This window comes from Clostridium sp. N3C (assembly GCF_900095445.1).
Taxonomy (GTDB): domain Bacteria; phylum Bacillota; class Clostridia; order Clostridiales; family Clostridiaceae; genus Clostridium_AU.
Genome location: NZ_FMJL01000028.1, coordinates 1 through 26,447, shown reverse-complemented (window position 1 = coordinate 26,447; position 26,447 = coordinate 1). Strand labels below are relative to the sequence as shown.

Sequence of the window (26,447 nt, the reverse complement as noted above, 5' to 3'; positions counted from 1 at the left end):
TGAGGGAGTAATATGCGCAGCAATGCGTGATAAGTCAACATCCTGGCTTTAAAGCTTAGCTTTAAAACCTGGCTTATCGTAAAATATGAGACTCATGTATAGTTTTTACTGTACTTGAGTCATTTCTTTTAATGGATCAAGTACGGTAAATACTTGATCTATTTTTATTGGAGGAGGAATAGAATGAAAGAGTACTTACAAACATCGGAAGAGGTTCTGCAAAATCTAAAAAGCTCTGCAGAAGGCCTCTCCATGAATGAAGCACAAAGGAGACTTGAGCAAAATGGTAAAAACAAGCTAAAGGAAGCTAAGAAGGAGTCACTGATTATACGATTCTTTAATCAGTTAAAGGATCCTATGATCATTATCCTACTGGCAGCTGCTGCAATTTCCGGTATTACCGCTGCATATTCAGGAGAATCCTTCGCGGATGTAATTATTATTCTTGCTGTAGTTGTTATTAACTCTGCCTTAGGTGTATACCAAGAAAATAAGGCAGAAAAAGCTATTGAAGCTTTACAAGCTATATCTGCAGCCACTTCAAAGGTTATTCGTGATGGCAAAATTCAGGTAATTAAAAGTGAAGATCTTGTAGTTGGTGATGTAATCTTACTTGAGGCCGGTGATTCCGTTCCTGCCGATGCAAGACTATTAGACAGTGCTAGCTTAAAGATAGAAGAAGCTGCATTAACTGGAGAAAGTGTTCCTGTAGAAAAAGTAGTTGATGCTTTAAAGCTAGAAAATGAAAAAGATATTCCTCTTGGGGACCGTAAAAATATGGTATACATGGGTAGTACAGTAGTATACGGTCGTGGAAGTGCTGTTATTACTGCCACAGGTATGGATACTGAGATGGGTAAAATTGCCGATGCTATTACTCAGGCTCAAGAAAACGAAACTCCATTGCAAATTAAGTTAAATGAGCTGAGCAAAACTCTAAGCTGGTTAGTGCTTGGTATATGTGTGTTTATATTTATTTTTAGCGTATTTAGAATTTATCCTGATATTACCGGCGACAGTGTACTTTCAACCTTCATGATAGCGGTTTCCTTAGCGGTAGCTGCTATTCCAGAGGGTCTGGCTGCCGTTGTTACTATAGTTCTTTCCATTGGTGTTACTAATATGTCCAAGAGAAACGCAGTTATTAGAAAGCTAACTGCTGTAGAAACCTTAGGATGTACCAATGTTATTTGCTCCGATAAAACCGGTACCTTAACACAAAACAAGATGACCGTAGTAGAACACTTTGGTGCAGATGAAAAATTGTTAGGTCGTGCTATGGCTCTTTGTAACGATGCTCGCCTCAATGATTCCAAGGAAGCAGAAGGTGAACCTACAGAGGCAGCTCTTGTAAACTATGCTTATAAATTGGGACTTTATAAGGGTGAAATGGAAGCAGATACCCCTCGTGTTGGTGAAGCTCCTTTCGACTCAGGCAGAAAGTTAATGAGTACTATACATAAATTACAAGATAACAGCTTTGTACAATATACAAAGGGTGCTCCTGATGTACTTGTAGCCAAATGTTCTACGTATTGGGACGGTTCTGCTATAAAACCTATGACCGATGAAATGAAAAAGAAAATAGCTGATGCTAATAAGTCTTTAGCAGATCAAGCTCTCCGTGTTCTTGCGGCAGCTTTCCGTAATTGGGAGAATATGCCTGAAGAACAGACTCCAGATTTCTTGGAAAAGGATCTTTGCTTTATTGGTTTAACTGGTATGATTGACCCAATTCGTCCAGAGGTTAAACCTGCTATTGAAGAATGTAAGGCCGCTGGTGTTCGTACAGTAATGATCACTGGTGACCACAAGGATACCGCTGTAGCTATTGCAAAGCAGCTTGGTATAATCAAAGATGCTTCAGAAGCTTTAACTGGTAGCGAATTAAATGATCTAAACGATGAAGAATTAGATAAGGTTATTGAAAAATACTCTGTATATGCCCGTGTGCAGCCTGAACATAAGGTTCGTATAGTTAAGGCATGGCAAAAGAAGGGCAAGATTGTAGCAATGACCGGTGATGGTGTTAACGATGCTCCTTCCATAAAGAGTGCGGATATCGGTGTTGGAATGGGTATTACTGGTACAGACGTTACAAAGAACGTAGCGGATATGGTTTTAGCTGATGATAACTTTGCTACTATTGTTAATGCAGTAGGAGAAGGTCGTCGTATTTACGATAATATTATTAAAGCTGTACAATTTTTACTTTCCTCCAATCTATCGGAGGTACTATCCATTTTTATTTCAACCTTATTTGGATTTACTATTTTAAAACCAGTGCATTTACTTTGGATAAACTTAATCACTGACTCTTTCCCAGCAATTGCACTAGGTATGGAAAAGGGCGAAGCAGATACTATGAAACGTCCTCCACGTGATTCTAAGGAAGGAATATTTGCTAGAGGTTTAGGCTTTGATGTTGTATGGCAGGGTGTTATGGTTACAGTGCTTACCGTGGCTGCTTACTTCATTGGACACTATATGGAAGCTGGTGTGTTTGAAATAGCTGAAAGTCCAGATGGAATGACCATGGCCTTCTTAACTATATCCATGGCAGAAATGTTCCATTCACTAAACATGAGGAGCAGAAGAAACTCTCTGTTAAAAATTAAGCACCATAACAAGTATCTATTTGCAGCTATGGTAGCTTCTCTAATTTTAACAAGTACAGTTATATTCGTTCCTTTCTTAGCCTCAGCCTTCCAGTTTGAAAGTATATCATTAGCTGAGTACCTTGTAGCTTTAGGCTTAGGTTTCCTAGTGATTCCTATAGTTGAAGTAGTTAAGATATTCCAAAGAGCTTATGATAGTAAGAAGGCAAACTAAATAGAAATAGAAGGTATTATAAAAGGCTGCCCTATGATAAGGGTAGCCTTTTTTACACACTAATTTATAGTAATAGTTTATTTCAAAACTGCAATCGCATAACATCCACTATATGTTTCTTTGCCTTAAATTCCATATCCACTTCTTTAATCTTTATATATCCTAACCCTGACCAAAATTTAATTGCTCTGTAGTTTTCTTGAACTACACCTATTCTAAAAGTCTTTGCTCCTAAACTAATTGCCCATTCACTTAATGCTTTATGTGCCATTGTTCCTAATCCATTACCTCTTTCATCAGAGTCAATAATCATTAATCCAAGCATCCACTCTCCAGCAGTTGGATAGTCCCTTATAAGGTCAACTATACCTACCAACTTATCATTATAGGTAAATATCCCCAAAACAAATTTATCTTCATAACTTTTATTTGGAGGTAGATCAGTAAATATTTTACCTACCTCTTCTATAGATGGTAATACCCCATCAACCAAAATATAATAATCAGAACATTTTTTACATAACTTCTCAACGGTGTTGCAATCATATGTAGAAAGAGATTTAATTTTATAACCATTTACTAAATTTAAATTGATAGTGTTCATCAAATGTTTGCCCCTTCTATCTTAAACCATACTTTTTAATACAAGTCTATAACATAAATACATCTTATAAGAACATCGTATATTAATTTAACTACTGAGTTATTAACTGAATGGTGTTTCATAGGCAAATGGTATTAAGTTTTTTTCTAAGGTTAACACCCTATATATCTTTAGTTGGTTATAATTTACAATCGCAACTTAATTTATAGCTCAATATTATCACAATCATACAATATTTTCATCAATCTTCTAATCACTATATTTGTTGTCCTGATACTCTCCCCTTATACATCAACACTTCTTTGAAACAAAGCAAAAAAAGAACCTATAAAAAGGTTCTTTCCATCTACTTTAAACACTAAAAATTCTTAGCAGCCTCTTTTGCTTTTTCAATTGCATCATTTAATATTTTGTCAGTGTCCACTTCTTTAACATCCAGCATTTCTGCTCCTAAGCTTTGAACTTCCTTAATTCCAAGAAAATTCATTATAGTTTTAGCATATCTTTCTCCCATTTCTAAAGCGTCCATTGGAGGAGTCGAATAGTTTCCGCCTCTTCCTGAAATAATTATAGCTTTTTCACCCTTAGACAATCCAACGGGACCATTTGCAGTATATCCGAAGGTAATTCCTGTTACTGATACATAGTCAAAGTAAGCTTTAACTATAGCTGGCATTCCTAAGTTCCACATTGGAGCTGCTAAAACAATCTTATCTGCTTCTGCAAATTGATAAGCATATTTTAATATTGGATGATTTTTGCTTTCTGCAGTTTTAGGTCCAAATACCGGTCCTAGATCTTCAAGTTTTAAGAAATCTATATTTTCTTTGTATAGATCTAATACAGTAATTTGGTCTTCTGGGTTCAATCTTTTATATTCTTCAATAAAGGTATCCGAAAGCTTAAAAGTTCTTGATTCACCTTCTGGTTTAATATTTGCCTTTATATATAATACTTTTTTCAATTTATATCCCTCACTTTTCTTAATGATTTTAATTCTATTATTTTTTATCAATTTATTCTTTTATAGAAATTTGATATAATAATCTTAAATCCGATTAATTTACTCAACTTTAATTAAATGATAATTGATTTCAATTAGACTTACAAGTAGGTACTTTTTCTATACATAGTATACTTTTGTATACCTATATAAAAATCAAGGGGTTTTTTATATGAATAATACATCGAATAAGAAATATAAATGTGAAGAACATTATAAAAATGAGGGACTTTGTCCGATGGTAATAGTAAACAGGATCTTATCTGGAAAGTGGAAGATTCTTATCTTATGGCATTTAAGTTCCGGTAACTTAAGATTTAGTGAGCTAAAAAAGAAATTATCAAATGTGACTCAAAAGATGCTAACAACACAACTTAGAAGTTTAGAAGAAGATAAACTTATATATAGAAAAGTTTATCCTGTTGTTCCTCCCAAGGTTGAATATGGGCTAACGGAAACTGGTAAGAAATTTATACCTATTTTACAATCCATGCATAGCTTTGGTGAAGAATACATGGAGCAATTTATTAGTAACAAAGAGGTTGATATAAATAATGATTAATTAATATTTAGAGGAATTAAATATTGCCACTGCAGCTGATACTTTCCTCCATATGATTTAATAATATACATGAAAATAAAGGATAGTAAGAATACCTTACTATCCTTTATTTTTAATGAAAGCTTGTCTTAGTTTTTACTGAGCGCCTATTTATCTTCTTTAGATTTAGGTATCCTATAGTTGTTACAACTAAGGCTCCTAGAGTATCTACTATAATATCTTCCATAGTATCTACAATAGCTTCATGTCCAATTAATACAGTTCCATCGGCAGTGATAAACTTTTGCATATTAGTGCCAAGTAGATGATCTGCAGCAAATTCATATATTTCCCAAACTGTTCCGCAGGTTACTGCAAAGCAAAAGGCAAATAAAGCCACGAAAAATGGGCTTAAATTGATTTTTATTTTCTCTGTGTTATTAAAGAAATTCACAATTACAAAACCTAGGGCTCCTAGCATAGCAGCACTAAAACAATGAAGTATTAAATCCCAATAAGGAATTTTATAATAGAAGTTTCTTACCTCACCAAGATATATAGCACAAAATAAAAATATAAAATATATGATTTCCATTACATCCGGTATATCTATACGATATTTCCGTTCTACAGTGGAAGGAAGAAAAATAATTATACTTCCTGCTAGGCATTGTAAAATCATAAGTACATAGTCACTTTTTACTCTATCATATTCATTATTAGATGTGCCAGAAGGAGCAAAGTAAAGCATGAAAATGGCATAGATAAGAGAAACTACAAGCAAAATAAGTACGGTATAAAATATAAAATCTTTTCTCTTTTCAAACTTTTTATTGGTTATTTTCAATAGCACTAACCTCCTTTTTTCTATAATCCTTAATTGTTCCCCAATACTCATATCTATTATAGTTAGGATCATTTGAATAGAAATAAACATAAATAGGGGTATTATCTAACTGGGGATGTGCATAAAAAAATTCACTATCTCCGTAAATAATAGCTTGCAGTGCTAGGGGTAATTCCCTCCTAAAAATGGCATCCCGTTTAGCCAGAACTTGTGGGGCAAAGTCTCCTACATAAATATAGACATAAAAAATTAACCCCCTATCACTTATTAACCATTCTACCAAAACCTCATCTCTTATGCTAGTGATTTTGTCGTATGCAAATTCTAGGCCTATTGTCAAAAAAATCTCTGCACTCATATCTGAGTGAGTTAATGTGTATTTCCGTCCCAGAATTGGTTCAATTTTTGTTACACCTGGTCTAAATTCCACATAAAGCTTTTCAGGATCAAATACATTCATATATTTTCCACTCCATCATCTTTATTGGTCTTTAATACAATAAAAAAGCCCTTCCTTTAAATACAGTATATTCTAAATAAAAACAAAAGTTACAAGATGTATTTATACCTTCCTTAAATTCCACCATAAAAAAAACTATTGACTAAACTACCTAAGACAATTTAATCAATAGTTTTTTATAGTTATTTGCTCTTTTATAGATTTGAGTCCTATTGTTCAATTTTATTTGGGGTGTCTGTCCCTCTGCTGGAGCCTGACCTGCTCCTGGTGCTGTTCCTTGCCCTGGTACTACACCTTAACCACGACCACCACCTTGACCGGGCATACCTTCCTCTTGAGCCTCTGTTACACCTGATTCATTGAGCCAAGTTACTATATCTTCAATTGCGAAGCTTGTAATTTTTGTTCCACCTTCATAAGTTCCACCTATATAAAGGCCACATTTTTCTGTTCCAGTGGACTTGCCCCCAGAGTATAAGGTATAAGTACTTGCCTTCTTAAGCTCTGGTGAGCTAATAACTACGGTTTGATAATCATTTGTAGGTGCAAAGGTAGCAATTGCTTTTCCACTATCATCCACTAAACTCACAAGAGTTCCTGCTTTCTGCATCTCAGAGTAACACATTATTAATGAATACTGGCTTGAACTATTAGAAGGTGTTTGAGTACCACCAGAAGATACTAGCAAGCCTCCTGTCAATTCAAAGCTTCTATCATAGTCTATACCACCATTTCCTTTACCCCCATTAGAAGCACTAATGATTACTGTGCCATTAGTCATGTATATAGTACCGTTGGCATCTAGTCCATCTACTCCAGCAGTGATTGAAATATATCCTCCATTTATAGAAAGAGTACTGTTGCCCATGGTCATACCTGGACCTCTTTTTTGGTTACCAGTTTGGTCTGTTGTAGAGCTTTCTTCATCACCACTAGCATTTATACCATCATCGGTAGCTGTAATATTAATTTCACCATCTGAAATTATTATTGCATCTCCTTCTATACCTTCATAACTCTTAGTAATAGTTATTTTTCCACCTTTTATTGCCAAAGTTTTTTCTCCATGAATTCCATCATCGCCAGAAGCAAGAGTGATGTCTCCACCCTCTATAGCTATATTATTATTACTGTGTATAGCGTCATCTACTGAGTCTATTTTAAAGGTACCTCCAGCAATTCCTACATCGCTGCCAGCCTTTATTGCTTTTGTACTTTCAGTTTTTACTTCCTCTGTACTTGTTGAGTTAGAATTTCCATTAGAAGTTTCTGTTCCAATTTGTCCCTGCGGGTCTCTCCTTTGCTGCTGCGGTGGTGTTATATTTTGATCTCCACTTGATATTTCTGGTGGTGCTGTCATTTGGTCACCTGTTGGTTTATCCATTCCTTGACCATTTTGATCTTCCATTGGCTTTTGCATTCCACCTCCTGTTGGTGGAGTTCCCATTTGGCCACCTCCCATAGGCATTCCCATATCATCTGAAGTCTTTTCAGGAGCATTTGCAGAACCGCCACCAGAAGTAATGTCAAAAGAACCGTCCCCTATAAGTACTGCTGTTTCTGCTTGCATTCCATCCTTTTCTGCCTTTAAAGTAAAGGTTCCATTTTCTATAACTATATTTCCTTTAGAAGCATCCTTATCATTAGAAGCCTTTAATGCATCCCCATCTGCATCAATAGTTATGGTTCCATATTTAACCGCTAATAAATCCTTACCAATTATACCGTCATCTACTGAAGTAATTTCAATATTTCCTCCAGTAATTTTTAAATCGTCTTTACTGGTAATTCCGTCCTTATAATTTGCCTTTACAATTAACTTACCACTTCCATTTATAATTATATCGTCTTTACTAAATATAGCCGCAGTAGGTTCATCACTATCCTCATCTTTTAAAATATATTGGCTTCCATCTGATATGATATTTTCCGTACCCTCTTCAAGAGAAATAATTGTTTTTTTAGCATTCTTTACATAAATTGCTGCATTATCAGAGCAATTTATCTCTACACCATTTAAAATCAAGCGAACGGTATCATCTGTGTCTACAACTATTTGACCATTGGAGAGTTTGCCGCTGATAACATAGCTTCCTCCAGCAGTAATAGTAATTTTACCATCCTTTTCCTCTACCCCTGAACCTTCTATAGAGGAGCCACCATCTTTGAGTTCTATATAATTTACTTGTTCAGCACTCCAGTCCATATATAAATCTTCAGTATCATATGTAACCAGCTCTTCTATAACAGCTTTTACTGTTTTATCACCAAGAATACTATTCTTAACTTCTATAGTAGTTGACTGGATTGATTCATTATTGTTATTTTCTTTATCAGGGCCACAGCCATATAAAAATGTGGCACAAACAAGAAATAGGGCTAATTTTGAATATATTTTCTTTCTATTCATTTTTAATTCTCCTTTTTATTTACATCTACATTTTAGATGTTGGAAATAGGCATATTAGAATATATAGCCTTCTTGAATTATCCTTTAATATTCTGAACTATCTTCATTCAATGACAAAGTTATATTTAAGTTGCCATTTCTACATCTAAGTGCATCTAAAAATTCCTTTTGACTCTTGTTAGAATCTAAAGTAATAGTGAATATAAGTTGAAATAAACTTCCTAAGTCTGTTGTTTTTACTTTTATTAGTTCATGGGATCTTGTGTACTTCTGGAAAACCTCATCAAAGACACCTTCATAATCTAAGTCTTCTGGGATAGTAATCTTTAAAATCATAGATGATACCTTTCTTCCGCCAAAGTTTATTACACTAAGAACAAACATTAAAACACATAAAAACACTGTAAATAAGATTGCGTAGCTATATGCTCCCACACCACAAGCAAGTCCTGCTGCCATAGTAAATAGAACAAAACTAATATCCTTTGAATTTCCCGGGGCACTTCTAAATCTTATTATTGAAAAGGCACCGGCTAAACTGAAGGCCCTTGCCACATTACTACCTATTAAGAGCACTATAATAGCTATTACCATTGGTACTATAATAAGGGTTAAAGCAAAGTTTTGTGAATACACCTTATTTTGAGCTGTTTTCATGTAAGTTAAGCTAATAATCACACCTAGTATAAAGGATATTAAAATAGTTAAAACTGAATCTATTAAAGGTATTGAGGCTGTACTTGCTGTGCTAGATATTGAGCTGAATATTGAGTCAAACATTCATTCATTTCTCCCTTCATTTTTATATTCTTACTAAGAGTATTTTCATATTCTTTACCATACTTAGAAAAACTGGTTTTATAAATCTTATATTCTGATAGAAGCCTTGCAAGCCAAAGGGGAATATTTTTTTCAACTTTAACTTCCATAAGGAACATTCCCTCTTCTAGTAGCTGATCTCCATAATCTCCTGCTTCAAGTCTTAAGTCATATCTTCTAGTTCGTATATTGTTATCAAAGGTTATTCTTAAGCTCTTATCATTTTTGCCAAACATTGCTCTTCTGTCATAAGCTAGATAGAGCTTTGGCTCCAAGTTATAAAGTTTTAAAATATAATCTATTTCATTTAAAACTTGCTTATTCATATAGCTTTTTATCTCTGGTTTTTCTCTACTATTTAAATACTCATAGGCTTCCCCTAACTTAATGGTTGTCCTTCTTTTGTTGACTACTCCATTAAACTTTTTCTTAATCTCTAAAAACACTTTATCCTCTACTTTAGGAACACCATAGGCTCTAAGTCTAAGTTTCTCTTTGTACTTAGGCTTATCTAAAGAATTTCTTATAAGGTAGTTATCTTGAGTATCATAATAAATATTGCTAATAGTGTAGAAACCATCATTTTTGCTATAAGCATCATTTTCCATAAATTCTTGAAGCCTTTCATTTAACTTTTCATACACTTCCCCATCAACTATGAACTTACATTCAGTTCTATTAAATACCTCTATAGCCATTGACCCTATCCTCCTTACTAGGAAAATTTTATCCTTGCGGCTTCTCTATGAACCCATTTTACAAATGCAATCTTAAACAAACCTTAAATGATTTAAGAAATCTGCCAAACACTCTAAATCAATATATTTTAAGGTTTATTAAAGGTTTATTTGATATAATAAAATAAATTAAAAGAGGAAAAAGAGGAGAAAAAGATGAGAATTTTAATAGTAGAAGATGAGATTCCATTAGCTGAGGCTTTAACACAAATATTAAGAAAAAATAATTATACCGTTGATACAGCCAATGATGGAGAAAGTGGTTTAGATAATGCTTTAAGTGATATTTATGATTTAATTGTTTTAGATATTATGCTACCTAAGATAGATGGATTAAGCATTCTTAAGGAAATTAGAAAGGAAGGCTTATCCACTCAAGTAATACTTTTGACTGCAAGGGGAGAAATTTCAGATAAAGTAAAAGGACTTGACTGTGGTGCTGATGATTATTTGGCAAAGCCCTTTGCCAGTGAAGAATTACTAGCTAGAATAAGGGCTGTAAGTAGAAGAAAGGGAAGAGTTCTTGAAGATAACTCACTAAAGTTTGGAGATCTACAATTAAACATGTCTACTTTGAAATTATCAAAGGATAATAAAGAAATTAAGTTAATACTGAAAGAAGCAGAGCTTTTAGAACTGCTCATTTCAAGAAAAAATGTTACTACTTCAAAAGAACAGATAATTGAAAAGCTTTGGGGTTTTGACTCTGAAGTAGAATATAATAATGTAGAAGTGTACATTTCCTTTTTAAGAAAGAAACTAACCCATCTAAATTCACAGGTTACTATAAATACTGTAAGAGGAGTAGGCTATATATTAGAATCAAACTAATATAAAACAAAGGAATCAAGAGGAGTTAGATATGTTTAAACAACTTAGAAACAAATTTTTAATTTTAAATTTAGTTATCATTTCTATTATGATGCTAGCTGCCTTTGCTAGTATCTACTTAATAAACTATAATAATGTGCGTCGTGATATAAATATGGAAATGAATAGATTACTAAACTCTAATAAGAAAATGGATCCAGGCCCAATGAATCCTAAATTAAACAGCGGACCTTATGGCACCGGTAAAATTGAAAATTTCTCACCTGGTCCCTCTATATCCTTTACTTTGGCAATTGATAGTAGTAATAATATAATAAATTATTCCTCTATATATTATATGGGCGATGATTTTTATGAACTAGCTAAAGAAAAAGCATTAACTTCAGAGAAAAACAGTGGTAGATTTAAATTTGAAGATGCATATTGGGAGTTTTTGGTGTCCAAGTCTCCAGTAGGCTCCTCCTATAAAATAGTTTTTTTAGACGTGACTAACCGTTATAACGATTTAAGAAATTTAATTTATACTTTTTCCGCTGTAGCCCTTATAACATTGGTTGTAATTTTCTTTATAAGTAGATTCTTTTCAAATAAGGCTATAGAACCTATTAAAGAGGCCTTTGATAAGCAGAAACAGTTTATTGCCGATGCTTCCCATGAGTTAAAAACCCCTTTGGCCGTTATAAACACCAATGCAGATGCCCTTTTATTAAACAGTGAAGACACTATAAATAATCAAGCTAAATGGGTTTATTATATTAAGTCTGAAGTTGAAAGGATGAGTAAACTAACCAATGATTTATTGTACCTAGCTCAAGTTGATAATTCTGATATAAAGCTAGTACAGTCAGACTTTGATCTAAGCCAAACGGTAGAAGAGGTGATTTTGACAATGGAAGCAGCCATTTTTGAAAAGGATAGGATTCTAGACTATAATATTGAGCCTAATCTTATAGTCAAGGGAAATAACGCTCAGATTAAACAGATTGTGATGATATTATTAGATAACGCCTTAAAGTATAGCAATGCTAAAGGTAAGATTTCTCTTAGCTTAACTAAAAATAATAATAAAGCAATATTATCCGTATCTAATACTGGTGCAGGAATCCCTAAAGAGCATTTAAATCAAATATTCAATAGATTTTATCGAGTGGACAAATCACGTTCAAAAACTAGTGGTGGCTATGGTCTAGGACTTGCTATAGCAAAAAGTATAGTTGATCAACATAAGGGAAAGATATCTGTAAAAAGTATAGAAAACCAGGTTACAACCTTTACTGTAGAATTGCCACGGGCGGGAAATATTGCTTAAATAAAAAATGATAAAAAACTGGCAAATAAAATTGCCAGTTCTTATTTATTTTGTTAGTATGCCCTTTTCTATAAGTACCTTCTCAACATTTTCACAGGCCTTAGCTACAAAAATATCCATTTCCTCTGGAGTAAGATACTTATATACCTTATCTAATCCTTGTCCATTATGACTCTTGTAAAAATCAATTATATATTTTATTTGCTTTATCATAGCCCTCTGAGAATAATAATCCAAATACTCATTAGGAAAGTCTTCCACAGTTGAAAAGACCTTAAAAGAATAAAATTCTGGATTTCCTTTCAAATATAAGTGGTCAATATCATACCAATCTTCCTTCATAGTCCATATAAAGTCTGGATTCTCCTCAAACTCTTTACTAAATTCATCTTCCTTAGGTACGGCAATTAGCTTTGTAAAAAGTATATCTGTTAGCAAGTGTACATAATATCCAAGATAAAATGAAAATTTCTTCTTACTTAAAGCTTTATAGTTTTCCAAGTAAATTTTATAAAAAGCCTCACTATCAATATCTCTTTTGTACCCACTGGGAGTCCAGTGGGTTACATTGCTAGGAGGGTTAAACTTTCTTCTCATTTCATCAGGTTCACCACAATCTGGAGCTATATTACCTACTATGAATTCTTTTTCTAAAACATCTAGTTTATTTATAAGATAATCTGCTACTCTAAAATGGCTCATCCAAGTTGCCATCTTCCACCCTCCTTAATTATCATACACTTATATAATAATTCTCATCACATTTGTACAAGCTCACCAGTATAGAATAAATATAAATATCTTTCCTTAACTGGCATTCCCATTACCTTTTCCAAGGTATCGCTATAGTATTTGATTTGTACCCTATAGCGGTCTTTAATATCCTCTATCGTTACATCCTCTCCTACATAGTCAGTTTTATAGTCCAGTAACACCAAGCCATCTACCTCTTCAAAATAGGTATCTACTACACCTTGAAGTCTCACCATTTCACTATGGTATATTTCCTTTGGTAGTGATGGATCTATTGTAGTTGCAGGCATATCTATATAGAATGGAACTTCTCTATAAATCTTGCCACTTTCTTTATATACTTTCAACATTCTTTGGCCTATAGGACTTTTAAAGAATTTTAGTATTTTAAAAGGATTAACTGCTGCTGCCTGTTCCTCTGTTATGAAGGCCTTTTCTACCAGATAATCTATTTGGGCCTGTATTTGCTGGGTGCTATAAATCTTATCTAAGTTAAGCTTCTGCATTACAAAATGCAATGCCGTTCCTCTTTCTGCAGCTGAAAGTCCCTTTTCCTCCTGCAGGAATTTTGGCTTCTTAATATTTTGTGACTTATAAAGGCTAAAGGTACTACCATCTTCTAGATCCTCTGCTGCCGCTCTTTTTAATTCTGATACGCTTACATTGGCAGGTATCTTTGATGCCTCTACGTACTTATACTTCCAATCCAACCTTCTTCTAATTTCTTCGGAATACTTATCCTTTTTATTGTCTTCCACAATAGAAAGCTTATTAGATTCACCTACATTTTCATCTTCCACTTCCAGATTTTTATTAGTAATTATATTCTCTTTATTCCACAGCTTAACTTGCCAAATAGAGGATTCATCATGCAAAGTAACATTAACATAAGTACCAGCTATATCTCTTATGATTTTACCATCTCTATGCTTTGCCAAAGCCATTCCGATCCAGTCCATATAGTTTTTACCCTTAACAACTTCATAGGCCGCTACAGAATCTTGTCCTTGATTAGCTGCGTGACACCATCTTTCAGCAGCTTTCTCTAAATTGTTGACAGAGCCTGTAATTATGAGCTTTTCCTTTGCTCTAGTGAAAGCTACGTATAAAATTCTCATTTCCTCTGACAAACTTTCCAATTTGAACTTCTTCTTTATAGCCATCTTCTTTATTGTAGGGAAGGTTAATCTTCTATTATAGTCCACATAATCTGGTCCATAGCCTAACTCCTCATGGTATAAAATCCTTTTGTTTAAATCCATAAGGTTAAATTGCTTTCCACATCCGGAGATAATTACTACCGGGAACTCTAGTCCTTTACTTTTGTGTATACTCATTATCCTTACTACATCTTCGTTCTCACCTAAGGTTTTAGCACTGCCCATATCCCCTGAACTGCTTCTGAGCCTGTTTATGAAGTTTATAAAGTTAAATAGTCCCTTAAAACTAGTTTGTTCATACTGCTTTGCCCTTTGGAACAGTATTCTTAAATTGGCCTGTCTTTGACTTCCATTAGGCATAGCCCCTACATATCCATAGTATGAAGTATCCATATATAAGTACCATATAAACTCATCTATAGGCATATGGATAGACATCTTTCTCCACTTTTCCAAGGAGCTTAAAAAATTATTCACCTTTTCCTTTAGACTTTCTTCATAAAATTTTGCCTTATCCAATAAGCTTACCGCCAATTCAGCTTCTTCTGCCATAAGCTTTAAGTTCTCGTAAATATACCTTTCTTTGTCTATCATCCTTATTTGAATAAGATCCTCAGGTGTAAAACCGAAAATCGGGGATCTTAATACAGCCAATAGCGGTATGTCCTGATAAGGATTATCTATGATCTGTAAAAGGGACATTATCGTTCTTATTTCAACGGTCTGAAAATATCCAGTGTTAGAATCAGCATATACAGGAATTCCTTCTATGCCAAGCTCCTCCACAAAAACTGGAGCCCACTGAGTGGTAGCTCTCAATAGTATTACAATATCCCTATATCGCACTGGCCTGTAAGCCTTCAAATTCTTATCATAAACCTTAAAGACTGAATCACCTTCAGGGGAGATTAACTCCTTGATTCGCTTTGCTACCAATCTAGCTTCTATTTGAATACTGTCTAACTCTTCTTCCTCTAACAATCCGCTATTACTTGTAGTTAATTCCTCTTCTGACTGATCCTCAAAGCTTTCTTCTTCCGACTCCTCAGTACTTTCTCCGCTTTTGTCTATAATATGAAGCTCTGTAGCTCCACCTACCACAGTGCCCTCTTCATCAATTTCATCGAAACTAGCACCTAGGTTTAGAGCCTCTATATCAGTGTAATCTAACTCTCCTACAGTCTTAGACATAACTTGCTTAAATATATAGTTTACAGAGTTTACAACCTCTAGCCTACTTCTAAAGTTTTTAAAGAGCAAAATTTTTCTACCTTCTCTTGCTTCTTCCTCATCCATGGAATAGCTATTGTACTTTTCTAAGAAAAGTTCCGGTTTTGCCTGCCTAAAGCGATAAATACTTTGCTTTACATCCCCAACCATGAATACATTAGGTTTATCCGTAAGCTTCCTAGAAACCATATTAATTATAGTTTCTTGTACACTGTTACTATCCTGATATTCATCCACAAGCACTTCTTCAAACTTTTCTCTAAAGGCAAGAGCTACCGGTGAAGGTACAATTTCACCTTGCTCATTAACCTCAGTTAAAATCTTTAAACATAAGTGTTCTAAATCGTTAAAGTCTAAGATTCCTCTTTCTCGTTTCTTTTCAGTATATAATTTATCAAAATCAATAACTATTTGTGAAAGGGCCTTCATAACAGGATACATTGCCTTAAGGCTTTCTATCATATCATCTGGAGATAGTACAAAAATTTCCTCCTTTATAGCTTTTATCTTTTTCTTAACCTCTTCTCTTGCAGCCTTTACTCTTTCCTGGGCATCCTTATCAGCATCTTTGCTAGCCCTCTTAAGCTTAGTAAACTCTACAGCTTTAAACTCCCTATAAAGAGAGTTAAAATCCTTATCCAGAGCAAAAATCAGCCTATTTGTAAGGGCTAGATCCTCCCGGATAGTATCTCCATAACCTTCTAAACCAGAGGTCTCATCACAGATTTCCTCTACAGCTAAAAGATTATCTCTAGCACTGAAAAGATCAATTTTAATGCTATCTAACAAAACCTGGCCCCATACTGTATTACTTATGTCAAAATCATCAGCTACATTAAATTCCTCTGCCTTTTCCCTTAACCACTTCTCTGGCCAAGGTCCACTCATAGAAAAATTATACAAGTCAGATATAAGCTCTGCCAAGGGCTTATCGTCCTTAGAACTACCAAAACACTCCACTAAGGCGAGGAAGTCCTTATCATTCTTATCGTATCTATCCTCCATAAGCTCTTGTAAAATTTCCTGTTTTAGAAGCACTGTTTCAGTTTCCTCTGCTATTCGAAAGTTTGGGTCCAAATCTATAGTATGAAAGTTATTTTTTATAACATCTAAGCAAAAGGAGTGCATAGTGGTAATATTAGACCTATTTAAGAGAGTTAACTGCCTTTGAAGGAGAGTAGAGTCTGGATTTTTATCTAGTTCCTTAGAAATAGCCTCTCCTATTCTTTCTCTCATTTCCGCAGCTGCTGCATTAGTAAAGGTCACAACCAGTAGTCTATCTATATCTACAGGCTCCTTTTCATTGGTAATTATTTTTATTATTCTTTCAACTAACACCGCCGTTTTACCAGAACCTGCCGCTGCCGCCACCAAAAGATTGCAGTTCCTTGTATCTATAGCCCTTTGCTGTTCATCAGTCCATTTTGTTTCTCCCATTAACCTTCACTCCCTTCTTCTGATTTTCCTACCACAGCCCCCATAAGGTTCCAAACCTCATCTTCCTTTTTCTTGTTAACATATCTATATTTATTATCCTTCATAGAAGGATCAAACTGGCATACAGAGGCAAAGCTGCAGTAACTGCAGGCAGTATGTTTTTTATTTTTAATAGGTCGTATTTCTATGTTACCATTAAGCATATCTTCACAGATCCTCACCATAGTATCCCTTACATATTCCCTAAGAATATTAAACTGTTCCAAGGACACCACAGAAGGAGTTGAGCCAAGCACATCTCCCTTGTTCATTCTAGCAGGTATAATCAAAGAATAGCCTTCTATTTCCTTATCCATACTCTTTACTACCTTTGCATCCTTAAGGATAAGACCATTCATCTTAAGCTTTTTCAGTATGGCCTTTTCTATTTCCTCTTCTGTCATATCTGCAGTACCGCTAATCATAGGATCATCCACTCTAAAATACAAAACTGCTCCTGGTATAGCCTGCTTCTCAGTATAATATTGAGCATTGCTTAACAAAGCATCCAAATACACTAAAAGCTGTAGTTGAAGTCCATAATACACATCGGACAAGGAGAAGCTTTTCTGTCCCGTTTTGTAATCTATAACCCTAAAATAAGTTCCACTTTCTAAGTCTGCAGAATCTACCCTATCAATTCTTCCTATTAACTGAATCTCTTCACCGGAAGGTAAGCTAAGTTTTATAGGTGGTAAGTCTCCACCCTTTCCAAAAACAAGTTCATTGGCTAAAGTATCAAAGTCGCTTCTTTTAACATGCTCCGTCATAATATTAACAGAACGGGTCAAAATTCTTTTCAGCCTATCTGTCATATATTTATACCTAGAGGAGCTGTTAAGGATAGAATTGCTCTGCCTACTAAGTTCTGCGTCCACCAGGTCGGAGATGGTTTTCCTGCTCCATTCTCTAGTTATATCCTTCCACTGCAGCTTCTCAATCCTTATAAGGTCTGCAAACTTATCTAAAATGCCATGAATAAAGCTACCTAGGTCCGGCGAAGAAAACTCATATACCTTTCTATCCTTAGCCTTTAAGCCGTATTTAACAAAATAAGCAAAAGGACACTGGGAATACTGTTCAAGTCTAGATACACTAAAGCTCAAAGGTCTTCCATATAAATCTCTAACCTTTTCCGAATCTACCTTTTCTACAATATTGCTATACTGTAAGCCCTTGAGTATTCTTGAAGTCTTAATCTTCCATTCCCTTTTACTGTCATACCACTTATAAACCTCACTCCAGATTTCCTCTACCTGCTCTCCCTCATGGTCCCTTCTTACAGCACTTATGAGCTGGTTAAAAGTTGGTTCTGGTGCTGTAATTAGTTCAATCTTAGCTTCTGCCTCTAAAGATTCAGTGATCTGGCTTTCTTCTATAAGCTTAGGGAAGATCTTCTTCATTCTGGATATAATCACAGAAGGTCTCAAAGCCTTCCCTTCCACATCTGCCATAGGATAGGTTAGCATTAAATAATTGCAGGCAGTAGTTAAGGTAGTATAAACTAGGAACTGCTCTTCAAAAACTTGAGTTTTTGTATCAGGAGCCAGCTCTACCCCCTTTTCTCTAAGTATATTTCTATCCCTATCAGAAAGAATTCCTTCTTCCTTAGAAACCCTAGGTAATACTCCATCATTTACTCCAACAATGTATAGGACCTTTACACCCTGACTTCTAATTCTAGCTATGTCTCCTACAGTAACCTCATCAAGAGCTACAGGAATAAGTCCCATTTCATTCTTTTCAAAGCCCACAGATAGTATTTGGGCAAACTTATCTATAGATATCTTTTCATCTCCCATTACTTCTACCATAGAATTTAAGGTGTCCATAACAATGTTTGAAATCTGATCATACTCATTAGAAAGCTCAATCCTTCCCTGCTCTCTAAATTCATTAGTCCACTGCTCTATCCTCTCTAAGGCGCCAGTTTCCACAAGGAAATCATAAAGGGCTGTACATTTGCCTCTAACAGTATTATTTTCCTTTAAGCTATCATGCAATTTAACTAAAGGTCCAGTAATAATTTCCTTAGTTTCATTCACAATATTTAATATATAGGTTTCGTACTGGGTGTTTTCCTCTTTCTCATAACCGTAATTGATTTTATAGTTCCAAAACTCCTCTTTAGTCCACTTTTTTCCTCTTATTCCATTAGCCAGCACGTAGTTTTCTAATAAATCTAGGTTTTCCATGCTGATGCCCGTAAGTCCTGTTTTTAAATATCTAAAAACAGCCTCATAGGACCAATTTTTTGTGAATATATCAAAAACAGAAGTTATAAATACTATAAAAGGGTTGCCGCTAACGGTTCTTTTTTGATCCAAGAAGCAAGGTATATGATATTCATTTAATATGGCAGCTATTATATTTTCATAGCTTTCTAACTCACGGCAAACTATAGCTATATCCTTATACCTATAGCCTTCATCCCTAACTAACCTAACTATATCCCTAGCCACCACTTCTATCTCATCATAATTATTAAATGCCTTATATATCCTCAAATTCTTAACTTCATCCTTATAATAGCTGTAAGGAGAAGCGTAAAAATATTTTTCAATATGTCTAAGTTCTGGATTATCTCCAAATCTAGGATTGCTCCTATCATTTAAATTAACAGGCTTTTCAACTTTTATATTGTTATCCTTAGCAAGCTTCAATAACTTTGCCGTAGTTTTTTTAGTAACAGAAAAAATATCAGTATTATCTATATTATCCTCTACTGTTATACCATCTCCAGCCAGAGTAATATTAACACGACTACATTTCTTTAAAAGCTTTTCAAGAACTAAATACTGCTGAGGCGTAAAGGTAGAAAACTCATCTATCCATATCTCCGCCCCATCATACTCCGTAGATTCATCTAGCTTTTGAGCTAACAAGGTAATTACGTCCTCTGAATCTATATACTCCCTATGAAGAGTCTCTTCAAACTTCTCAAAGATTGCTTTTAAATCTTCCATCTTATAGATTAACTCTTGATCCTCTAAACCTTTCAAGGATCTATCTATTATTTCTGGAGTAATATTATATCGTTTAAACTCTTTAATAGTTTCCGCCACTATATCTACAAAACCCTGCTGCTTACTAGCTCTGCCAAATATCTTTAGCTCTGCGCTTAACTCCTCCATAATATTGTATATAAGCATAGCCTTTCCCGGCTCATTTATCCGCTTTAAAGTAAGACCTCCCACCTCATTAAAAACTCTATGGGCAAGCCTTTTAAAACTTAAAACCTCTGCCTTAATTATACCTGTAACTCCCACTACCTTTAAAAGATTTCGCTCTGACTGAAAGGAATATTGCTCTGGAACCATAAGTACAAGCTTATGATTTACATTCTTGTTTATATTTTCTTTTATATCTTGAAGACAATAATGACTTTTACCACTGCCTCCTCTTCCGTATATAAGCCTTAAACTCATATAGATCACTCCTGTTTATATCTATTTAATTAATCATTATATTTCTTTACCTACTTATTATGCTTATTAATTAATTATACCTTATATGTGACGATTCAATCTATAAATTGGGACGGTTAACTTAATTTATTGTAATTTTGGGGACGGTTCAGTTGATTTAATACTTTTAGGCAATAAAAAAGTGGCTTTCGCCACGGTCCTGTATGTATATAAACCAAGTAAATATTAAAGTAAAAAGGAGACAGTTCAAAGCTTTAGCCATTTTTATGCTAATTTCTGTGAACCGTCCCTTAATTTTAAATTATTTTAAATCAAGTTAACCGCACCTATTTTTTTCTTTTCCTAAATACCATGTATGCTCCACCAGACATAGTTGCTAATCCAGCTATCATAATATCTGCTAGAGGAATGCCACCGGTCTTTGGAAGTTTGCCTTCTGTCTTCTTACTTTCTTCCTTACCCTGATTTGAATCCTTTATTACTTTTGAGTTATCCTGATTATTTGACTTAGAATCATCTTTATCCTTTATCTTACCTGCATTAGAATCATCTGGATTATTTCCTTGATTATCATCTGGATTCTTTGGACTTTCTGGATTTTTTGGACTTTCTGGATTCTTTGGTTCATCAGGATTATCTGGCTTACTATCACCATTGTAACTATCAGTATCTACAAGTACCATTGCTGTTCTTGCAGGAACTGTTAACTTATTACCTTCAATTGTCCCAAGAGCTGTTACACCAGCCTTTTCTCCATTAACAACTATTGTCCAATTGCTACTTGGCAATTCAATTTCTGTTTCTTCTGTTCCAGCATTAGCTGCTACTACTATAGTCTTCCACGCATCTCCGTTAGCATTATTTGAAATAGTATAAGCTATAGTGCTATCGTTTGTATCAAGGAATGTTAAGTTATCTTGAATTTCTTTAGTAGTTGCCATTCTGAATGCTGGATGCTGGCTTCTTAATTTGATTAAGCCTTGGTAGTATTCTACTACATTTTTATACTGGCTCTTTCTTGACCAATCTATTAAGTTTACACTGTCTGGAGAATTGTAGCTGTTATCAACAAAGTCTTCTGTAGTAATACCATCTTCTGCGTTGAATCTTGATGATTGCTTTGTTCTAAGCATTTCTTCTCCAGCATGTATGAAGGCTATACCTTGTGAAGTTAAAACGAAGAAGTTAGCCATCTTGTCCATTTTAATTCTTTCTTCTTCAGATGCATTAGGTTGTGATAACCAAATTCTATCCCAAAGAGTATTATTGTCGTGGCATGAAACATAGTTAACAGTTTGTGTTGGTTCCTTAGCCCATGGTTCTGAGCTATAGTAGATCTTGCTGTAGTCTACACCATCGTGATAGGTTGATGCAACAATACCAAATTTAACAAGCTCCTTTAATTCTGCCATAGTGTAAGGAGTTCCATCGTCTTTATTCCACTTTCCATTGTAGTTTACAAAGCCACCGGAATCTGCTGTGAATACATGTCCCTTTAAACCATCTCTCATATCATCGCTAAAGGCAGCAATTCTAGTATTCATTCTCTTCATGTTAACCTTTAGCGCTTCTTGATCCTGAGGTAGTACATTACCTAAATCCCAACCTTCTCCATACATTAAGATCTCTGGATTTATCTCATCCAAAGCTTCTCTTATTAAATTCATAGTTTCTATATCGTGAATACCCATAAGATCGAATCTAAAACCGTCTATGTGGTATTCTTTAGCCCAATAAGTTACAGAGTCAATCATGTATTTTCTGTACATGGATCTTTCTGAAGCTGTATCATTTCCGCAACCAGAAGTACTAGCAACGGTTCCATCTTCGTTCTGTCTATAATAGTAGCCTGGTACAGTTTTTGTGAAGCAGGAATCTTCTAATGAATAAGTGTGATTATATACACTATCCATTATTACACCGATACCAGCATCGTGTAATGCCTTGATCATTTCCTTCATTTCTTCTATTCTTAAGGTTCCTGAATAAGGATCTGTAGAATAACTTCCTTCTGGAACTTGATAGTTCTTAGGATCATAACCCCAGTTAAACTTATTATAATTTTCATCATTCATCCTAGTTTCATCTACAGTAGCGTAATCATACATAGGAAGAATGTGAACATGAGTTACTCCCATTTCCTTAAGGTGATCTATTCCTGTAGCTTCACCTTCAGTGCTCTTTGTACCTTCTTCAACAAAGCCTTTATATGTTCCTTTAAGCTGTATTCCTGAATCTGGGTCCATTGATATATCTCTTATATGAACCTCATAGATTATTGCATCAGTTTGATTTTTAACACTAGGTCCCTTATCTGCATTCCATCCTTCAGGATTAGTAGTAGATAGGTCTACAACCATGCTTCTATCTCCATTAACTCCAACAGCCTTTGAATATACGTCCTGAGTTTCCTTTGTTTCACCAGCTACTGTTACTTCATAGGTATAGAAGGTTCCAGCCATATCTCCAGTTTTTTCAGCAGACCAAACCCCTTTATCTCCTCTAGTCATACTGATTACTTCAAAAGCATCTCCACCTATTCCTTGTCTATATAGCTTTAAGGAAACATTTTCAGCAGTAGGTGCCCAAACCTTGAAAGTTGTTTTTTCCTTAGTGTAAATAGCACCTAATTCTCCATCATAATGATATAAATTTTTGAAGCCTTCGCTTCCCATAACCTTTCCTAAGGAAACTATTTTTTCTTGATACTGGTCAACATAAATAGTATACTTTTTAGTCATATCAAGGTTGTTTGCAGTCTTTATAGTACCGCTTCTTCTATTATCGCTTAGAGTTACCTCAGCAGTTACAACCTCTTCCCCTTCTTTTAAAGTTACTAAATCCTTATTATCTACAGGTACATTAACTTCGAAGTATATTTCATTAAGAGAATCCATTCTTGCAGTTAGTACCTTTCTTGATCTATCAACCTGGCTTTCTGCATAGAAAGTTTTAGGTTCTTTTTGAAGTACATAAACATCAACATTACCATTTTTATCGGCATAAGCTAGATTTATTATTCTATCACCACCATTAAGATCAGTCTTTTCTCTATCGGACCAATCATTTTTTCTAACAATAAATCCAATCTTTCCTATTCCTTGCATGTCATTATAAGTAATGGAAGTTACTTTACCATAGCTATCACTACCTGTAAACACATAGTTAGCTCCACCATGGCCTTCTTTGTTACTATCTTCAACCCAAGCCCAAATGTCCCAATTGGTGTAGTCTTCATCAAATCTGTAATAGTGAACCTTAACATTAACAGTATCATAATTAAACTGTAATGGCTTAATTTCAATCTTAGCTGTATCAGCATTGCCTGTAGATGTTATGTATACATCCTTATCTCCATCAGAAGTATCTATAATAACATCACCTGTATCCTTTGCCCAATCATTTGTCCTAACAATAATACCTACAGCTGTTGTAGGCATTTCAATAACAGCAAATGCTCCGTCATCATCTTGTCCAATAAACTCATAGACGGATCCACCTCCATTATTGGCCTTATCCCATACCCAGAGATTCCAACCTTCATAATTATTGTCATCTCTTTTGTAATGGATTTTAACAACCGCATTAGCTTGTTGTGCAGTTTCAGCCTTTGGTTCTATCTTTTTAATAGGAAAAAAAGTAAGTATCATAGCAAAAGCCAAAAAGACTGCCAACATTTTCTTTTTTGCTAATTTCATCTTATCCCTCCTAAAATTTAAAACCTTTACAATAATATAATAGCACAAAGCACCCTGTTTTAGCAAACGTTTACAATACTTTTTTTTGATAAAATGTAATATTACTATAGAGCAATAAGCATTATTTTGTAGTTTTTCTTAAATTTATAACTATTCTTATAAAGTTTAATAAGGTAAAACATCGATAAAATTAAATTTGCAGAAGTTTCTCGAGAAACACTTATCAGTATTAATAACTTATTGTTTATGTCTTTCAAAGTACCCAGCAATACCATGCTTATAAGTATAATAGATACTGAAAGACTCCTTACTTTCCCCACTAGCAAAATTCTTTGACAGATACTTTTTATCGAACTTAATATTTTTCTCATTAACAAATTAAGTAAATACATAGATAATCTTATGTTCCTCTTCATTAATTAATGCATACTCATAACAACTATTGTGATTAAATTTAATTTTCTTCTCAACATTTTGATTACTGATTTCCATAAAACCAATTAGATATGTTTAATTTTAGATTAGTTATTATTACCAGTTGATTTTTAAAGGCTACTTCTAATTTACTAAAAATTAAATGGGAAATAATAAAGCTAAAGGCCAAAAATGAAACTAAAATACTAATAAAAACAATAAAGATTTATACAAAAAAGATACATGATATAAGAAAAAAGGTACCAGCAGAAGTGTTCTCTTTTTAAATATAACACTTACAACCAGCACCTCAATGAATTAATAAAAAGTCCAATGATACTAATCAATAAATCAGTAGCAATACGTTATTAAAACTTCATTTCTGATAATTGAGTTATTGGTATGATTTCATATTTGTTATAATCATATTCTCCATATTTATTGTACGGACAGATCATATGAAATACCTTACATCCAGTATTTTTATATACTTTTTTACAATTATCCCAAGAATCATCAACAAAGATGTCTATTCCATTTTTTTTAATATATTCACTTTTATCTTTTTCCCCTAAATTTAAATAGTTATAAGAAATTCCCCATTTTATTAGCCAATCTTCAGTAATTCTAAAAACATCTTCATTTATTCTACGTTCCCGAGCTGTAATAATATGCACTTCATTTCCACGATTAATTAATTTCTTTAGTATATCAACTACTCCATCGTATGGTATACACCTTTTTAGAAATTCAGGATAAAAATCATAAAAAAAATCTTCTGTTTCCTTATCGCCCCATCTTAAGGATTTTGCAAAATAAAAGTAATCCCCCTTACTTTCAAAAATATTTCTTTTTATTGCTTTTCTTTTCAAAACCTCACAATGATATCTAAGTGATTCTTCCAAAATGATAGAATATGTATCACATAAAACATCATCTAAATCAAAACCTATCTTCATATTTTTCATTCTCTCTTTTTTGAAAATATTTACAGATTTTTTAATTCATCAAAAATCTCTTCCAATTGACTAATCAGTAGATGGACATGATAGCCATCCACAAATAAATGACTCATTTCCATAGATAAGTCCAAATAGTAACTGCCATTCAAAACAAAATATTTTCCATAAGTAAATCTTGGTATTGTATCATCCCTTGTATCTGCTCTTACATTATCCATATATCGTATATTAAACCATGGCATTGCGGATATATATATCAAATTAAGCTTATTTTTTAAATCCGATTGTTTTTTTCCTTCATATGCCTCTTGTTTCTTTTTTTCGAATTCAATCTGATATCTTTTTATATCTTCATCATAGTAAATACAATTAGTAAATTCAATATTCTTATCTTTATTTAGTATTGTACAACTACATGCAATATTGTCATATAAATAGATAATTTCCCCTTCTCTTCTATATCTAAAGTTAATTACTTTGTTACATGCTTTTAGAAGTGCATATGACATAATACAATAAAATGAAACTCCGTATTTTTTCTTATAGTGTAATACTCCATCTATACATAGAGTTGTTCCAATTCCATAATATGATTTCTGAAATTTAGAAAAAAACTCATATGATTCTTTTCTATCTAAGTCATCTAAACTAACAATTCTTCTATTGCTGTCTACATAATCCAACTCTATCAACCTCACTATTTTTACCGTACAATCCATTTTTGAACAAGTACCGTAAAAAAAACTCACCTGTCAAAGTAAAAACACCCAACTCATCTAAATATTCTCCATAATAATTTGTTTCATACTTAATTTTAGAGTATGGGGAATGGTTAATTAACCCTATGCATGATTTCTTTAGAAAATCAACGGATACAGCTTTATTGTAAGCTTTCATTTGTGGAATTCTATTTATCTCTGGATGACGAAGTGG

18 protein-coding genes are annotated in these 26,447 nt (G+C 33.9%); 4 read left to right on the top strand and 14 right to left on the bottom strand.

The genetic code is table 11. The features are described from left to right. Nucleotides 1-183 precede the first annotated feature (183 nt). A complete protein-coding gene (locus N3C_RS08960; RefSeq protein WP_074365694.1) occupies nt 184-2,832 on the top strand; it encodes a calcium-translocating P-type ATPase, PMCA-type in 2,649 nt (882 codons plus the stop codon). An 82-nt stretch (nt 2,833-2,914) separates the two neighbouring features. Here the strand turns inward: N3C_RS08960 and N3C_RS08955 are convergent, their stop codons facing one another. Together N3C_RS08955 and N3C_RS08950 are read right to left on the bottom strand one after the other, a co-directional pair. After that, complete coding sequence (locus tag N3C_RS08955) at nt 2,915-3,436, bottom strand: GNAT family N-acetyltransferase (RefSeq protein WP_074365693.1); 522 nt, start codon at nt 3,434-3,436, stop codon at nt 2,915-2,917. Nucleotides 3,437-3,794: 358 nt separating this feature from the next. Continuing rightward, a complete protein-coding gene (locus tag N3C_RS08950; RefSeq protein WP_074365692.1) occupies nt 3,795-4,400 on the bottom strand; it encodes an FMN-dependent NADH-azoreductase in 606 nt (201 codons plus the stop codon). A 211-nt stretch (nt 4,401-4,611) separates the two neighbouring features. On the opposite strand from N3C_RS08950, the gene N3C_RS08945 reads away from it, so the two are divergent. Continuing rightward, entirely contained in the window at nt 4,612-5,001 is a 390-nt protein-coding gene (locus N3C_RS08945; protein WP_074365691.1) for a winged helix-turn-helix transcriptional regulator, read from the top strand. A gap of 112 nt (nt 5,002-5,113) precedes the next feature. Here the strand turns inward: N3C_RS08945 and N3C_RS08940 are convergent, their stop codons facing one another. The 5 genes from N3C_RS08940 to N3C_RS08920 form a co-directional block, all read right to left on the bottom strand. Then, complete coding sequence (locus tag N3C_RS08940) at nt 5,114-5,833, bottom strand: DUF2238 domain-containing protein (RefSeq protein WP_074365690.1); 720 nt, start codon at nt 5,831-5,833, stop codon at nt 5,114-5,116. Further along, nucleotides 5,811-6,287, bottom strand: coding sequence for a staygreen family protein (locus N3C_RS08935; protein ID WP_074365689.1), 477 nt, complete (start codon nt 6,285-6,287; stop codon nt 5,811-5,813). The genes N3C_RS08940 and N3C_RS08935 overlap by 23 nt, the downstream gene beginning before the upstream one ends. 295 nt (nt 6,288-6,582) lie before the next feature. Further along, nucleotides 6,583-8,697 carry a carbohydrate-binding domain-containing protein gene (locus tag N3C_RS08930; protein ID WP_074365688.1) on the bottom strand — a complete coding sequence of 705 codons (2,115 nt, stop codon included), beginning with the start codon at nt 8,695-8,697 and terminating at the stop codon, nt 6,583-6,585. A gap of 84 nt (nt 8,698-8,781) precedes the next feature. Beyond that, nucleotides 8,782-9,477, bottom strand: coding sequence for a DUF4956 domain-containing protein (locus N3C_RS08925; protein ID WP_074365687.1), 696 nt, complete (start codon nt 9,475-9,477; stop codon nt 8,782-8,784). Further along, nucleotides 9,417-10,214: a polyphosphate polymerase domain-containing protein gene (locus N3C_RS08920; protein WP_074365686.1), complete on the bottom strand. Its 798-nt coding sequence runs from the start codon at nt 10,212-10,214 to the stop codon at nt 9,417-9,419. Before N3C_RS08920 ends, N3C_RS08925 begins: the two co-directional genes overlap by 61 nt. 195 nt (nt 10,215-10,409) lie before the next feature. On the opposite strand from N3C_RS08920, the gene N3C_RS08915 reads away from it, so the two are divergent. Next, nucleotides 10,410-11,084: a response regulator transcription factor gene (locus tag N3C_RS08915; protein ID WP_074365685.1), complete on the top strand. Its 675-nt coding sequence runs from the start codon at nt 10,410-10,412 to the stop codon at nt 11,082-11,084. A gap of 31 nt (nt 11,085-11,115) precedes the next feature. Further along, complete coding sequence (locus N3C_RS08910) at nt 11,116-12,393, top strand: sensor histidine kinase (protein WP_074365684.1); 1,278 nt, start codon at nt 11,116-11,118, stop codon at nt 12,391-12,393. Nucleotides 12,394-12,438: 45 nt separating this feature from the next. Here N3C_RS08910 and N3C_RS08905 read toward each other — a convergent pair whose 3' ends face one another. From N3C_RS08905 to N3C_RS14855, 7 genes are all read right to left on the bottom strand, one after another. Further along, on the bottom strand, nt 12,439-13,107 hold the full coding sequence (locus N3C_RS08905; RefSeq protein WP_074365683.1) for a zinc dependent phospholipase C family protein: 669 nt from the start codon (nt 13,105-13,107) through the stop codon (nt 12,439-12,441). Nucleotides 13,108-13,151: 44 nt separating this feature from the next. Beyond that, the gene (gene addA / locus N3C_RS08900; protein ID WP_074365682.1) at nt 13,152-16,973 is read right to left on the bottom strand and encodes a helicase-exonuclease AddAB subunit AddA; all 3,822 of its coding nucleotides are present in this window, start codon (nt 16,971-16,973) and stop codon (nt 13,152-13,154) included. Beyond that, nucleotides 16,973-20,440, bottom strand: coding sequence for a helicase-exonuclease AddAB subunit AddB (gene addB, locus N3C_RS08895; protein WP_074365681.1), 3,468 nt, complete (start codon nt 20,438-20,440; stop codon nt 16,973-16,975). Before addB ends, addA begins: the two co-directional genes overlap by 1 nt. A gap of 326 nt (nt 20,441-20,766) precedes the next feature. Then, nucleotides 20,767-24,138 (bottom strand): type I pullulanase, encoded by a 3,372-nt coding sequence (pulA, locus tag N3C_RS08890; protein WP_074365680.1) that lies wholly within the window; start codon nt 24,136-24,138, stop codon nt 20,767-20,769. Between the two features lie 782 nt (nt 24,139-24,920). Continuing rightward, the gene (locus tag N3C_RS08885) at nt 24,921-25,520 is read right to left on the bottom strand and encodes a 5' nucleotidase, NT5C type (RefSeq protein WP_083604491.1); all 600 of its coding nucleotides are present in this window, start codon (nt 25,518-25,520) and stop codon (nt 24,921-24,923) included. A 20-nt stretch (nt 25,521-25,540) separates the two neighbouring features. Beyond that, entirely contained in the window at nt 25,541-26,233 is a 693-nt protein-coding gene (locus N3C_RS08880; protein ID WP_083604490.1) for a CatA-like O-acetyltransferase, read from the bottom strand. After that, nucleotides 26,175-26,447, bottom strand: a 273-nt coding sequence (locus N3C_RS14855; RefSeq protein WP_207648617.1) for a hypothetical protein, incomplete at its 5' end; no start/stop codon positions are given. The genes N3C_RS14855 and N3C_RS08880, both read right to left, overlap by 59 nt.

Coding starts and splice junctions, on each gene's coding strand:
- N3C_RS08925 (WP_074365687.1), bottom strand. CDS start 9,477: ATGTTTGACTCAATATTCAGCTCAATATCTAGCACAGCAAGTACAGCC.
- N3C_RS08885 (WP_083604491.1), bottom strand. CDS start 25,520: ATGAAAAATATGAAGATAGGTTTTGATTTAGATGATGTTTTATGTGAT.
- N3C_RS08910 (WP_074365684.1), top strand. CDS start 11,116: ATGTTTAAACAACTTAGAAACAAATTTTTAATTTTAAATTTAGTTATC.
- N3C_RS08935 (WP_074365689.1), bottom strand. CDS start 6,287: ATGAATGTATTTGATCCTGAAAAGCTTTATGTGGAATTTAGACCAGGT.
- addA (WP_074365682.1), bottom strand. CDS start 16,973: ATGGGAGAAACAAAATGGACTGATGAACAGCAAAGGGCTATAGATACA.
- N3C_RS08920 (WP_074365686.1), bottom strand. CDS start 10,214: ATGGCTATAGAGGTATTTAATAGAACTGAATGTAAGTTCATAGTTGAT.
- N3C_RS08880 (WP_083604490.1), bottom strand. CDS start 26,233: ATGGATTGTACGGTAAAAATAGTGAGGTTGATAGAGTTGGATTATGTA.
- pulA (WP_074365680.1), bottom strand. CDS start 24,138: ATGAAATTAGCAAAAAAGAAAATGTTGGCAGTCTTTTTGGCTTTTGCT.
- N3C_RS08945 (WP_074365691.1), top strand. CDS start 4,612: ATGAATAATACATCGAATAAGAAATATAAATGTGAAGAACATTATAAA.
- N3C_RS08955 (WP_074365693.1), bottom strand. CDS start 3,436: ATGAACACTATCAATTTAAATTTAGTAAATGGTTATAAAATTAAATCT.
- addB (WP_074365681.1), bottom strand. CDS start 20,440: ATGAGTTTAAGGCTTATATACGGAAGAGGAGGCAGTGGTAAAAGTCAT.
- N3C_RS08960 (WP_074365694.1), top strand. CDS start 184: ATGAAAGAGTACTTACAAACATCGGAAGAGGTTCTGCAAAATCTAAAA.
- N3C_RS08930 (WP_074365688.1), bottom strand. CDS start 8,697: ATGAATAGAAAGAAAATATATTCAAAATTAGCCCTATTTCTTGTTTGT.
- N3C_RS08915 (WP_074365685.1), top strand. CDS start 10,410: ATGAGAATTTTAATAGTAGAAGATGAGATTCCATTAGCTGAGGCTTTA.
- N3C_RS08905 (WP_074365683.1), bottom strand. CDS start 13,107: ATGGCAACTTGGATGAGCCATTTTAGAGTAGCAGATTATCTTATAAAT.